This window comes from Nostoc sp. C057, from assembly GCF_013393925.1.
In the GTDB taxonomy this organism is placed as follows: Bacteria; Cyanobacteriota; Cyanobacteriia; order Cyanobacteriales; family Nostocaceae; genus Nostoc; species Nostoc muscorum_A.
Genome location: NZ_CP040281.1, coordinates 6,118,684 through 6,133,971, shown reverse-complemented (window position 1 = coordinate 6,133,971; position 15,288 = coordinate 6,118,684). Strand labels below are relative to the sequence as shown.

The following is a 15,288-nucleotide window of genomic DNA, read 5'->3' as shown; positions in this document are numbered from 1 at the left end:
CCCAGTCCCCACTCAAAGGTATTTTCATGAACAATATCGAAGACCTTTATGAACTTTCGCCCATGCAGCAAGGGATGCTGTTTCATACCCTTTATGCGCCAGAATCGGAAGTTTATTTTGAGCAGTTGCTTTGTATCCTTCAAGGAAAATTAAATTTTCCTGCCTTCCAGCAAGCTTGGGAACAGGTTGTTGCACGACACCCAATTTTACGCAGTTCCTTTTATTGGGAGGAGATAGAAAAGCCCTTGCAAATGGTGAGTAAGCAAGTGAATCTCCCGTGGGAGGAATTGGACTGGCGGCATTTTACACCTGATGAACAACAAGAGCATTTAGAGAATTTTTTGAAATGCGATCGCCAAAAAGGATTTGAACTGGATGTTGCCCCTCTGATGCGCTTCACCATCATTCAACTAGAGGACTATACTTACCAATTTATTTGGAGTCATCATCATATCCTCTTTGATGGTTGGTCGATGCAGATTATTCTCAAAGAAGTTTTAGCTTTCTATGAAGCACATCAGCGAGGCGAACATTTACGCCTCCAACACGTTCGCCCCTATCGAGAGTATATTAATTGGTTACAGCAACAGGATATTGATCAAGCAAAGAATTTTTGGCAACAAACTCTCCAGGGGTTTGAAGTTCCTACACCTTTAATAGGAAACAGGGGACAGGGAACAGGGAACAGGGGACTGGAAACATATAATGAGCAACGTTTTCAATTATCCCAAACGGTAACGGAGAAATTGCAATACGCGGCGCGACAGTACCATTTAACTTTGAATAATTTGGTGCAGGGAGCATGGGCATTACTAATTTCCCGCTACAGAGGGGAAAGCGATGTGGTCTTTGGTGCAACTGTATCTGGTCGTCCACCAACGCTTGTGGGAGTGGATTCGATGGTGGGGCTATTAATCAACACCCTCCCTATACGGGTACAAATTACACCAAAAGCAAAATTATTACCCTGGCTCAAGCAATTACAAAGTCAAGCATTTGAACAGGAACAGTATGCTTATTATTCACTGGCAGAAATTCAGCGTTTGAGTGATGTTCCCCCAGGAATGCCTCTGTTTGAGAGCCTTTTAATATTTGAAAATTATCCGCTAGATGCTGCTGAACAGGAAACCAAAAAAACTTTAGAAATTAGTCATCTTCGTTGTTTTGAACGCACGAATTATCCGTTAACAGTGGTGATTAATCCTGAATCACAATTGTCTGGAAGGATTGTCTATGATATTGGTCGTTTTGAGCAAGAGACAATTGGGCGGATGATTGGACATTTCCAAACATTGCTATCAGGGATGGGAGCCAATTTACAACAAGATATTTGCCAATTATCCCTGCTTAGTGCAGCCGAAGAGGAAGAGATAATTTTACAAGAGAATAATAAAAATATAGATTCTATTCAATACAAATGTATTCATATTTTATTTGAAGAACAGGTAGAAAAAACTCCTGATGCAGTCGCACTTATATACGAAAAGCAACATTTAACTTATCGGGAGTTGAATAACCGCGCCAATCAATTAGCCCATTATTTACAAGGGCTGGGAGTTAAACCAGAAATACGGGTGGGAATTTGTGTAGAGCGATCGCTAGAAATGGTAATCGGAATACTCGCTATTCTCAAAGCGGGTGGGGCTTACGTTCCATTAGATTCCGCTTATCCTTCCGAAAGACTGGCGTTCATGCTAGAAGATGTACAAATGCCCATCTTACTAACACAAACTAATTTACAAAATAGACTCCCAATTGATAATCAAACTGTAGTTAATCTTGACTCAGATTGGGAAATAATCGCTCAACGCAAAGAAGATAATTTGCTCAGTGAAGTTAATCCAGAAAACTTAGCTTATATCATTTATACCTCTGGCACAACGGGAACACCAAAGGGAACGGAAGTTACCCATCGTAGCATTATTGGTTTTATGTTTGGGGTTGATTATATTCACCTTGATGCAGAACAGATTTGGCTACAACATTCATCGATTTCTTGGGATGCACTAACCTTAGAACTTTGGCCGCCATTGCTTTACGGTGGGCGTTGTGTACTTTATTCAGATAAAATTCCCACACCAGAAGGCTTAAGCCAGATTATTCAAGAACAAAAAGTTAACACCTTATTTCTGACTACAGCTTTATTCAATCTCATGATTGAGACAATGCCGCAAGGATTGTCAGGTGTAAAACAACTACTGTTTGGGGGAGAATCCGTTTCTGTACCTCATGTTCGTCGCGCCTTAGAACTATTGCCGAAAACGCAAATTATTCATGCTTACGGCCCTTCAGAATGTACAGTTTTCACCTCTTGTTATCCAATTCCTAAACAACTTGCTGAAAATATCCATTTAATTCCTATTGGTAAACCCATCGGTGATAGGACAGTTTACATACTAGATGAGAATTTACATAGAGTTCCAATTGGTATTACTGGTGAACTATATGTAGGTGGAGCAAGTGTTGGTAGAGGTTACTTAAATCAAACGAAATTAACCCGTGAAAGATTTATTCCTAATCCTTTTATTGAGGGGGACAAGCTTTACAAAACTGGAGATTTAGCACGCCGTCTCCCTGATGGAAACCTGGAATTTATCAGTCGAATTGATACACAAGTTAAAATTCGCGGTTTTCGCATTGAATTAGGAGAAATTGAGGTATTTTTAAATCAACACCCTGATATAAAGCAAGTCGTTGTCACTGTGCGGGAAGATGAACCTGGTAACAAGTATTTAGTGGCTTATCTTGTCACCAAAGATAATCAGCCAACGCCTAGTACACTGCGAAACTTCCTCAAGAAAAAGCTGCCTGATTACATGATTCCCGCCGCTTTCGTATTTCTAGAGGCATTCCCCCTAACGCCTAATGCTAAAATCAATCGCCGTGCTTTGCCCGCCCCAGATATTTCCCAAAGAAATCTAGAGGTTGATTTTGTTCCTCCTCGCACATCTACCGAACAAGAATTAGCTACGATTTGGGTTGAAGTTCTCAAAGTAAAACAGGTTGGAATTCACGATAACTTTTTTGAGTTAGGGGGACATTCTTTACTAGCTACACAAGCAATTTCTCGATTAAGAGAAGCCTTTTCTGTAGATTTTCCTCTCCGTTATCTGTTTGAAAATCCGACCATTGCTGAACTTGCCCAAAAAGTGATCGCCCAACAGATTGAACAAGCAGAAAATGATGCCCTAGCACAAATTTTAAAGGAAGTTGATCAGTTATCAGACCAAGAAGTGACGCAAGAATTGCTTTTTTAAGTATTAATTAAACTACTCGATATTTTTGTTGTCTCTCTGTGTTCTCTGCGTCTCTGTGGTTCGATAAAAAATTAATTTTAAACGACAAATATTATGAGCGATATACTAAAACGTCTAGAAGGACTTTCACCAGAAAAACGAGAATTAGTCCTACAAAAACTGAAGAAGCAACAGCAATCTGCACAAAATAATAACAGGCTAACTCCACCCCTAACACCCGTATCAAGAGAGCAACCCCTTCCCCTTTCCTTTGCCCAACAAAGACTGTGGTTTCTCGACCAACTAGAAGGCGAAAATTGTGTCTATAACGTACCGTTTTTCTTGCAGATTCGCGGATTTTTGAATATAACTGCGTTAGAAAAAGCGATCGCAGAAATTGTCCAACGTCATGAGGTCTTACGTACTAGTTTTTCTGTTGTCGATGAGTCACCCATACAGGTGATTCACACTCATCCGCAACTGACAATGCAACTGCTAGATTGGCGACAATTGACACAAGCAGACCAGTTAAGCAAGGCGCAGCAGTTAGCAGCAGAAGAATTACAACAGCCCTTTGACTTATCAAATCCTCCTTTGCTGCGGGTAAAGTTGTTGCAACTGGCCGATCAATCTCATCTGCTGTTGCTGGTTATCCATCATATTGTTTGTGATGGCTGGTCAATGGACATCTTTCGCCGGGAATTGTTCAGCCTTTATACTGCTTTCTGCGCTGGAAAACCTTCTCCTTTACCCGAATTATCTCTACAATATGCCGATTTCGCCCACTGGCAAAGACAATGGTTACAGGGAGAAGTACTGCAAACCCAACTCAATTACTGGCAAAAACAATTAGCCGGAGTCCCGCCTCTGTTAGAATTGCCCACAGATCAACCCCGCCCATCAGTGCAAAGCTTTAGGGGACGGAGTGAGTTTTTAGAACTCAATCAAGATTTAACGCAGAAGTTGAAGCGTTTAAGTCAGGAATCAGGAACTACCCTGTTTATGACAATGCTTGCAGTATTTACGCTGTTATTGTCGCGCTACAGTGGTCAACAGGATATTGTAGTTGGTTCTGCGATCGCTAATCGTAATCGTCGGGAGGCAGAACCCCTAATTGGCTTTTTTGTCAACACACTAGCATTACGTAGCAATCTGCAAGGGAATCCAAGTTTCTTAGAATTACTCGAACGAGTGAAGCAAGTAACTCTGGATGCTTATGACCATCAAGATTTACCCTTTGAGAAACTAGTCGATGAATTGGGTTTAGAGCGATCGCTTTCTCATCATCCCCTATTTCAAGTGGCCTTTGGTTTGCAAAGTGGAACCCAAGAGAAACTAGAAACTCCTGGATTATCTCTAACCCGTTTTGAGTGGGAAAACACAACAACGCTGTTTGATTTGTCGCTGATGTTCCGTGAAACTCCTCAAGGCTTGGTAGGAGAATGGGAATATGCAACTGATTTGTTTGAGGCTAAAACAATTCAACGGATGGTGGGACATTTTGAAGTTCTACTTAAGGGAGTTGTTGATAATCCTCAACAAAATATTAATAATCTGCCATTAATCGCAGAAAGCGAACGTCAGCAACTCCAAAACTGGAATCAAACTAAAACTGATTATCCCCTGAATCAAACTTTGGTTGACTTGTTTGAAGCTCAAGCTGCCAAAAACCCTAATAATCTCGCTTTAGTATTTGAATCTCAAAGCTTAACCTACCAACAACTTAATCAAAAAGCAAACCAACTAGCTCATTATTTAATTCAAAATTATCAAATTAAGCCAGACACTTTAATTGGTATCTGCGTTGAACGGTCTTTAGAAATGATTATTGGTGTCCTCGGTATTCTTAAAGCAGGTGGAGCTTATGTACCGATTGATCCCAATTATCCTCAAGAACGAATTGAGTTCATGTTAGAAAATTCTAGGACATCGGTGTTGCTAACCCAAAGTCACCTCAAAGAGCAATTACCTTTAACTAAACTTAAACACCAGATCATTTGTTTAGATCGAGAAACTTTTAATTCAGCATTAACAGATAATCCCAATCCTCAAAGTACTCCTGATAATTTAGCTTATATAATTTATACCTCTGGTTCAACGGGACAACCCAAAGGGGTGATGATTGAGCATCGTGCAATTGTCAACCTAAGTTTAGCCTGGGCTGAAACTTTTCAAGTTCAACACGATAGCCGTTGGCTTCAGTTTGGCTCTTTTAGTTTCGATTTGTCTATTGGTGAAATTGCCACTGCTTTATCCGCAGGTGCTTGTTTGTACTTAGCTAAGAAAGAAACTTTGTTACCTAGTCAAACTTTAGTTGACTTATTGCGCGATCGCAAAATTTCCCATTTCACCTTACCTCCTTCCGCCTTATCTGTATTACCTCAAGCCTCGTTACCTGATTTGCAAGCCGTAATCGTTGGTGGTGAAGCTTGTACAGCCGAGTTGGTTACAAAATGGGGCACAGAAAGACGTTTCTTTAACTGCTATGGGCCGACGGAATCGACGGTTATCGCCAGTATCTCTAGTTGTGAACCGAATGGGAAAAAACCTTCCATTGGGCAACCTATAGCTAATAACAGCATCTACATTTTAGATGCTCATCATCAACCATTACCGCCTGGACTTCCTGGGGAATTGTGCATCACTGGAGTGGGTTTAGCACGAGGCTATCTCAATCGTCCAGAAACTACCTCTGAAAAATTTGTTGAAGTTGAAATATTTGGCAAAACTGAGCGAATTTACAAAACTGGCGACTTAGCAAGATGGAGAGATGATGGAAATCTTGAATATCTCGGTCGCATTGACGATCAAGTTAAACTGCGGGGCTTCCGAATCGAACTTGGTGAGATTGAATCGCTATTATTGCAGCACTCTTTAATTAAAGAAGCTGTTGTTATTTTATATGAAACTGATAATAATCCCAGGTTAGTAGCTTATGTCACGGCAAAGGAAAAATCCAGCAATTTAAGCAGTCAACTCAAAGACTACCTGAAAATTCGCCTGCCGAATTATATGATTCCTAGCCAGATTATGGTGTTGGATCAGTTGCCCCTTACCCCTAACGGTAAACTAGATCGTAGAGTATTACCAGCACCAGATACAGCTACTTATACTAACTTTGAAGCCCTTGTTTCTCCAACTGAAGAACTGCTGGCTACTTTATGGCAAAGTCTTTTAAAAGCTAAGTCTATCGGTCGTCAAGATAACTTCTTTGAACTGGGGGGACATTCTTTATTAGCAACCCAATTAGTTACTCGTATTCGTGACAGTTTTGGGGTAGAAGTGCCTGTCCGCAAGGTATTTGAGCAAAGTGTTTTGTCTGAGTTGGCAGGAGAAATTGACAAGGCTACTTGCAGTGTCACCTTACCACCCATTACACCACAGCCTGAAAATGCTCCTAAAATTTTGTCCTATTCCCAATCAAGACTCTGGTTTTTAGACCAACTTGAAGGCATAGGAACCTCGGCTACCTACAATATGTCAACAGCGCTGCAACTTGACGGCAAGTTGAATATAGAGGCGTTGCGTGCAAGTTTTGATTATCTCCTCGATCGCCATACCATTCTACGCACTTATTTTCCAGCACTGGAGGGAGAGGCGCAAGTAGTCGTCCAAAATTCAGAGGATATAGAAGTACTGACAATCGCAGATTTACAGTCACTCGATCCTCAGTCTCAAGCAGAAACTGTACAACGTTTAGCCGATACCCATGCTCAAGAACCCTTCGATTTAAATACTGGCCCCCTGTTCAAAGCACAACTGCTGCAACTTAGCGAACAGAAAAATGTACTGATGATTAATATGCACCACATTATCAGCGATGGCTGGTCAATGGGTGTATTTAAGCGCGAATGGGAACAAGCTTATGCTGCTTTTGCTGCGGGGTATACTCCGAATTTGTCACCATTGCCGATTCAGTATAGCGATTATACAGCTTGGCAGCGCAGTTGGTTACAAGGGGAGATTTTAGAAAGCCAGGAAAATTACTGGAAACAACAACTAGGCGATGCTCCCCGATTGCTGGATTTGCCTACCGATCATCCCCGTCCAGCGCAACAAAGTTACCAAGGTGGGCGTGAGGAATATCCTTTAAGCAGCGAACTGACTCAGAAACTCAAAATTGTCAGTCAAAAACACGGGGTTAGTTTGTTTATGACCCTGTTAACGGCTTTTAGTATTTTACTATCTCGTTACAGCCGTCAAGAGGATTTATGTATTGGTTCTGCGATCGCTAACCGCACCCATAGCAATACAGAATCGTTAATTGGTTTTTTTGTCAATACCTTAGTATTACGGAGCAAAATTAAGCCAGAGCAAGGATTTAGTCAGTTACTCCAACAAACCCGCCAAACTTGCCTAGATGCCTACGCTCATCAAGATATTCCCTTTGAGTATTTAGTAGAACAGTTACAACCAGAACGCAGTCTGAGCCATAATCCCTTATTCCAAGTGATGATGGTGTTCCAAAATACTCAAGAAGCGGGGAAAAATATTAGTTTATCAGGGCTGGATATTCAATATTTAGAGCAAAGTTTACCATTTGCCAAGTTTGACCTAACACTGGATCTTTGCGAAAGGGGCGGCCAACTGCATTGTATGTGGGAATATGCCACAGATTTATTTGAAGTAGAAACAATTCAACGGATGGCGGGACACTTTGAAGTCTTGTTGGAAGCAATCGCCCAAAATCCCCAACAACCGATCAGTAAACTACCCTTAATCACAACCGCAGAAATTCAACAACTGCAAATTTGGAATCAAACCAATATCAATTATCCCAAAAATCAGACTTTGGTGAGTCTGTTTGAACAACAAGCAGCACAAACGCCCGATAACATTGCGGTGGTGTTTGAAGATAAAAGCCTGAGTTATCAAGAACTCAACCAACAAGCTAATCAGCTAGCCCATTATTTGTTGGAACTCAAAAGGGAGCAACAATTACCTGATAATCCATTGATTGCGATTTGTGTGGAGCGATCGCTCTTAATGGTCATTGGCTTGTTTGCTATTCTCAAAGCGGGTGGCGCTTATGTGCCGATTGATCCGAGTTATCCTCAAGAACGCATTCATTTAATGCTCAAAGATAGTAATGCTTCTGTATTACTAACAACAAACCCCATCAAAAAGCAACTTCCCCTAGAAAAACTAAAAAACCCCTGTCAAGTAGTATTTCTAGAGAAAGAAACATGGGCTAATCAGCCAACAGATAATCTCAACTTGCAAAGTAGTCCTGATGATTTAGCTTATGTAATTTATACTTCTGGTTCTACAGGACGACCAAAAGGTGTAGCAGTTTGTCACTCTTCACTGACGAATTTTTTATATTCAATGAAGGAAAAGCCTGGAATAGCTGCGTCCGATACTCTTCTGGCTATCACCACTATATCCTTTGATATTGCTGCACTGGAAATTTATTTGCCTCTTATAGTAGGAGCCAAAATTGTTCTAGTCAGTCGTGAAATTGCTTCTGACAGTTTACAGTTATCAGAACAATTGCTTAATGGTATCACTTTCATGCAAGCGACTCCAGCGACTTGGCGCATATTATTAGCCGCCGGATGGAAAGGTTCAACACAACTAAAAATTCTCTGCGGCGGTGAGGCTTTAACCTGGGAACTTGCTAATCAACTACTAGAAAGAAGTGCTGAACTCTGGAATCTTTATGGCCCGACAGAAACCACTATTTGGTCAGATATTTATCAGATAAATACTTTTGAGAGAAAAAACTATTCTCAAGGCGCTGTGGTATGTATCGGGAAGCCCATTGCTAACACCCGCATTTATATTCTAGACACCTATAACCAACCTCTTCCTCCTGGTATTCCTGGGGAACTCTGCATTGCAGGTGCGGGTTTAGCACAGGGCTATTTGAATCGTCCCGATCTGAGTGCTGAAAAATTCATTGACCTCAATCTCTTCAACCAAACTGAGCGGATTTATAAAACTGGCGATTTAGCTCGTTGGCTACCTGACGGCAATTTGCAATATTTAGGTCGCATCGATCGCCAGGTCAAACTTCGTGGTTTCCGCATTGAATTAGGTGAGATTGAAGCGTCTTTACTCAAACACTCAAAAATTCAGGAAGCAGTTGTCATTATCCGAGAGGACAGTGATTTCGATCAACGTCTAGTAGCATACATTGTCCCAACAGGAACAGAGGATGAAGACCTTCAAGGTGAACAGGTAGAATTATGGCAACAAGTTTTTAATGATGCTTACCATAAATCACAAGATCCAGAAGATGACCCAACGCTGAATTTGGCTAGCTGGAATGATAGCTATACAGATAAACCTTATCCCAAAGCTGTAATGCAAGAATGGCGGGATAAAACTATTGACCAAATTCTGGAACTTGCACCCAAACGGATCTGGGAAATCGGTTGTGGGACAGGGATGTTATTGTTAAAAATTGCTCCCCATTGTCAAAAGTACCTGGGTACAGATATTGCCGCAGCAGGGTTACATTATATTGAACAACATCTTCCACAGCAATCTCTCAAAGAAAAAGTTACTTTAAAACAAAGTGCTGCTAACCAATTTAACGGTATTGAGACAAATAATTATGACCTGGTAATACTCAATTCTGTTATTCAGTATTTTCCTTCTTTAGATTATTTGTTAGAAGTTATTGGGGGTGCTGTTAGTGCGGTGAGGAATCAAGGAAAAATATTTATTGGAGATGTGCGAAATCTCCATTTACTAGAGGTTTTTCATACCGCAGTTAAATTTAATCGCGCCCCTGATGAATTATCAATTAAGGATTTGCATCAACAGATTCAAAAAAATATTCACACCGAAGGCGAGTTACTAATTGACCCTAATTTATTTATTGCCCTAAAACAAAAATTTCCTCGGATTAGTCATGTACAAATCCAAATGAAACGAGGTTATGGGCAGACGGAAATGAACCGTTTTCGTTATGACGTTGTTTTACATTTGGATCAAACAGATACTCCAATTGCAGAACCTGAATGGTTAGATTGGCAAACTGAGCAACTCAATTTAGAAAAAATCGAGAGAATTTTAACAACTCAACAACCCGATTTTCTAGGTATTAAGAATATTCCGAATGCGCGTCTAACTTCAGAAATGGTGCTGGTAGAAAAAATTAGTCAATTGGATGGTACTGTTTCAGACTTAAAAGCCGCAGTTGCCGAAGTCAGATCAGGGATAGAACCCGAAGCATTCCGAAATTTAGTACGAGATTTGCCCTATACGGCTTTTATCCAATATAGCCCCACAGAATTTTCTGATTACGATGTTGTTTTTCAACGGAATATTCCTGGACAGGCGACAATCCCACGATTTAATCAAGGGGAAAATTTGCGGTTAAAACCCTGGCAACATTATGCAAATCAACCGTTACAATATCGCACCAATCAAGTTGAGCCAGCGTTATTAGAAGAATGGCGAGATAATCTGGAAAAAACTCTTCCAGATTATATGATTCCTAGCCATTTTATTGTTTTGGAAAAACTGCCACTAACACCAAATGGCAAAGTAGATCGCAAAGCTTTACCCGCACCAAATGCAGCCATTTCATCAACAAACATTGAATTGCCTGTAACCTCGACAGAAAAATTGCTGGCCGAATTGTGGGCGAAGCTGCTTAAATATGAAGCGATTGCCCGCCATGATAACTTCTTCAAGTTGGGAGGACATTCCCTACTAGCCACCCAAATGTGCTACCGCATCCGCGACACTTTTAAAGTAGAACTGCCACTGCGTCAAGTATTTGAGTCTCCTATCCTCAGCGAATTGGCAAATTATATAGATAGCTGCATTTGGGTTAATTTCTCCACAGCAGATATACAACCTTTAAACTCAGACGAGGAGGAAATTGAACTATGACTATGACACAAAATCAGCAAATAGTTTCTTTAATGCTTCGTTTGCAGAACATAGGCTGCAAAATTTGGGCTGAAGATGATAAGTTACGGCTTCGTAGTAGTAAAAACGCCTTAACTTCTGAACTCAAGCAAGAAATTCAAGCCAACAAAGCAGATATATTAGCCTTCTTAAATTCTGCCAAAGCCGGATCTGTCATGGCAGAGGAAATTCCAACTTTACCAGATGATGTCCCCAAACCCCTTTCCTTTGCTCAACAACGTCTCTGGCTGTTAGGGCAACTCCAAGGCCCATCAGCTAGTTATAATATGCCGATCGCTTTACAACTGGATGGAAACCTCAATATTGATGCTTTGCATTCTAGTTTGGCTTATCTGCTTAATCGGCATGACAGTCTGAGAATGTATTTTCCCACAGTGGCGGGACAACCCCAGGTTGCGATCGCAAATTTAGACAACATCGAAGTTTTAACGTACCAGGTACTGGGGACTGGGAATCAAGAAACAACCGTTCAGCATTTTATCGATGCTCATGTTCAAGAACCCTTTGACTTAAACACTAGCCCTTTATTTAAAGCAAAACTGCTGCAATTGAAGGATCACAAATATGTGTTGCTCATAATTATGCACCACATTATTAGTGATGGCTGGTCAATGGGGGTCTTTGTCCGTGAGTTACGGGAAGTCTATACTGCCTTTGCCCAAGGTCATACCCCAACTCTTGCACCATTACCCATTCAATACAGCGACTACGCAAACTGGCAACGCCACTGGTTACAAGGAGAGGTATTAGAAACCCAGATCAACTACTGGAAAAATCAACTCAGTGATGCTCCCCCATTACTGGAATTGCCTATCGATTATCCTCGTCCAGCATTGCAAAGCTACCGAGGCGATCGCGATCGCTATTCTTTATCGGCTGACTTAACTCTTGCCATTAAAACTCTAAGTCAACAGCAAGGGACTAGTTTGTTTATGACTTTGTTGGCGGCTTTCAATATTTTGCTTTCTCGTTACAGTCGCCAAGAAGACGTATGTATTGGTTCTCCTATTGCTAACCGCACCCATAGCCATACGGAAGGATTAATTGGCTTTTTTGTCAATACTTTAATACTGCGTAACCAAATCAAGCCTGAGCAAAGTTTTATCGAGTTCCTGCAACAAACTCGCCAAAATTGTTTAGATGCATACTCTCATCAAGACATTCCCTTTGAGTATCTGGTAGAACAGTTGCAACCAGAACGCAGTATGAGCCATAACCCCTTATTTCAGGTCATGTTCGCACTAGAAAATAATGAAAGTCCCGACCTGAGTTTACCAGGCTTAGAGATTGAATGGCTCCCATTAAGCTATCCGTTTGCTAAGTTTGACCTAACACTTATGGTAATAGAATCTAATAACCAGTTAGATTTAACTTGGGAATACGCCACCGATCTTTTTGAAAAGGCTACTATCCAACGGATGGCGGAACAGTTTGAAGTTCTGCTGAAGGGAATTATTGATAATCCTCAACAACCTATCAATACTTTACCTTTGATGACAGCGCCCGAACTTCTGCAACTACAACGCTGGAATCAAACTCAAAACGCTTATCTTGACGATAAAACTTTAGCTGAGATATTTGAACAACAAGTTGCTAAAAACCCTAATAATCTCGCTTTGGTGTTTGAATCTCAAAGCTTAACTTATCAGCAACTCAATCAAAAAGCGAACCAACTTGCTCATTATCTAATTCAAAATCACCAAATTAAACCAGACACTTTAATTGGTATCTGCGTTGAACGGTCTAGTGAAATGATTATCGGTGTACTCGCTATCCTGAAAGCAGGCGGGGCTTATGTGCCGATTGATCCTAATTATCCTAAAGAACGTATTGAGTTCATGTTAGAAGATTCGGGGACATCAGTGTTGCTGACCCAAAGTTTTCTGCTAAATCAATTACCAATCGCTGAACTGAAAAAACCCTGTCAAATAATTTGTTTAGATAAGGAAACTTTTACCACGTTAAAAGAAAATCCTAGCTCTCAAAGTATGCCTAATGATTTGGCTTATGTAATCTATACTTCTGGTTCGACGGGACGACCAAAAGGGGTAATGATTGAGCATCAAGCAATTGTAAATTTAAGCTTGGCTTGGGCTGAAACTTTTCAAGTTCAACAAAACAGCCGTTTACTTCAATTTGGTTCCTTTAGTTTTGATCTATCTGTTGCTGAAATTGCGACTACCTTCGTCACTGGTGCTTGCTTGTATCTTGCTAAAAAAGAAACCTTGTTACCCAGTCAAACTTTGGTTGACTTTTTAACTCATCACAAAATTTCCCACAGCTTTTTACCTCCTTCGGCCTTATCTCTCTTACCTCAAGCGACCTTACCCGATTTGCAAACCATAGGCGTTGGTGGTGAGGCTTGTTCAGCAGAATTGGTGGCGCAGTGGGGAACGGGACGGCGTTTGTTTAATTGCTACGGGCCTACTGAATCTACAGTTAATGTGGCGTTAGCACTTTGTCATCCTAATGGAAAGAAACCACCCATTGGTCAACCATTATCTAATATCCGCATCTATATATTAGATCCTCACAACCAACCATTACCCCCTGGCATACCTGGAGAACTATGCATCGCTGGTGTGGGTTTGGCACGAGGCTATCTAAATCGTCCTGACTTAACCGCTCAAAAATTTATTGAAGTTGAATTATTTGGTAAAGTTGAGCGAATTTACAAAACTGGCGACTTAGCAAGATGGAAATCTGATGGAAACCTTGAATATCTGGGTCGCATTGACGATCAGATTAAATTACGGGGTTTTCGCATTGAACTCGGTGAAATTGAATCGATTTTGTTGCAACATCCATCAGTTAAAGAAGCAATTGTCACCTTATATAAAACTGAGAGTAACCAGAGTTTAATTGCTTATGTAACGGGAATCACCAATGATTTATCTACCCAATTAAAAAATCATCTAAAATCCCGTCTGCCCGATTATATGATACCTGCTCAGATCATCGTATTGGATGAGTTGCCTTTAACTCCCAATGGCAAAGTTGACCGAAAATCTTTACCTACTCCAAATGGAGTAATTGAGGGCTTATATGTAGCTCCACGTAACGAAACTGAACAACAACTGGCGCAAGTTTGGTCTGCTGTACTCGAACATCAAAATATTGGGATTCATGATAACTTTTTCGATTTGGGCGGTCATTCTTTATTAGCAATCAAACTGCTCAATAATATTCAACAGGTATTTGGACAACATCTTTCTTTAAGTAGTTTATTTCAGAATCCTACTATTGCTCAACTCGCAGAACAACTTTGTAATACTGAGCTTCAACAGTCAAATCCCGATTTACTTTTATTCCAACCTCAAGGAAATGCAACCCCTCTATTTTTTCTTCCTGGCGCAAACGGACACAGCTTCTATTTTCGAGATTTAGCAATTAATTTAGGAACTGAGCGACCAGTATATGGACTCGAAACTCCAGGAAGAGACGGCTCTAGCGCACTCCCTGAATCAGTAGTAACCCATGCAAATCAATTGATTGATATATTGCGTCAACAGCAAGCGAAAAGCCCATATATATTAGCAGGATACTCTTCAGGTTGTGCCGTTGCTTTTGAAATTGCTTCCCAACTCGAAAAGCAAGGTGAAACGGTAAGTTTACTAGCTATCTTCGATGCTGGACTGGTTTCTCAGCCTGAGTATTTTACTGATAGAGCAGAGCTTGATTGGATCTGGCAATTAATTCGACGAATTGAAGTTTTAAAGGGAGTTTCTTCAAGACTACAATACGACGATTTAGCTGCTCAACCTAATGACCTAGCTAGGTGGAATTTAGCGGCAGAGTATTTGTACAGAAATAATGTTTTACCGGAACACTCCACACTTTCTTTACTCAAAACCAATATGAAAGTAATGAAAGGACTAACACTGAATTACGCTAATTATCAGCCTAATTATCCAATTTCTGCCCCGATTGTTTTATTCCGCGCTCAAGAAGTTAAGGAGATTGTCTTGCAAGAACTCCAAGCTTTTTCTGATTACAATCTACCCGATTGGGGATGGCAACCCTATACTCAAAAGCCTGTCAAAGTAATTTCTGTACCTGGCAACCACGGTCAGATGCTTTATGAACCCAATGTCAAACTATTAGCTGCACAATTACATAATTTGATGGTAAATACAGCAGAATAGAGTATTTCAATAGTCTA

The 15,288-nt window shown here is 40.7% G+C and carries 3 protein-coding genes; all 3 read left to right on the top strand.

The window, feature by feature from the left end; all coding sequences use genetic code 11:
- Positions 1–26 precede the first annotated feature (26 nt).
- The 3 genes from FD724_RS26315 to FD724_RS26305 all read left to right on the top strand — a co-directional run bounded on the left by FD724_RS26315 (position 27) and on the right by FD724_RS26305 (position 15,271).
- Positions 27–3,257: a non-ribosomal peptide synthetase gene (locus FD724_RS26315; RefSeq protein ID WP_179074628.1), complete on the top strand. Its 3,231-nt coding sequence runs from the start codon at positions 27–29 to the stop codon at positions 3,255–3,257.
- 93 nt (positions 3,258–3,350) lie between these two features.
- Positions 3,351–11,087 carry a non-ribosomal peptide synthetase gene (locus tag FD724_RS26310; RefSeq protein WP_179074627.1) on the top strand — a complete coding sequence of 2,579 codons (7,737 nt, stop codon included), beginning with the start codon at positions 3,351–3,353 and terminating at the stop codon, positions 11,085–11,087.
- Positions 11,084–15,271: a non-ribosomal peptide synthetase gene (locus tag FD724_RS26305; protein ID WP_179074626.1), complete on the top strand. Its 4,188-nt coding sequence runs from the start codon at positions 11,084–11,086 to the stop codon at positions 15,269–15,271. Before FD724_RS26310 ends, FD724_RS26305 begins: the two co-directional genes overlap by 4 nt.
- The last annotated feature ends 17 nt before the right edge of the window (positions 15,272–15,288 follow it).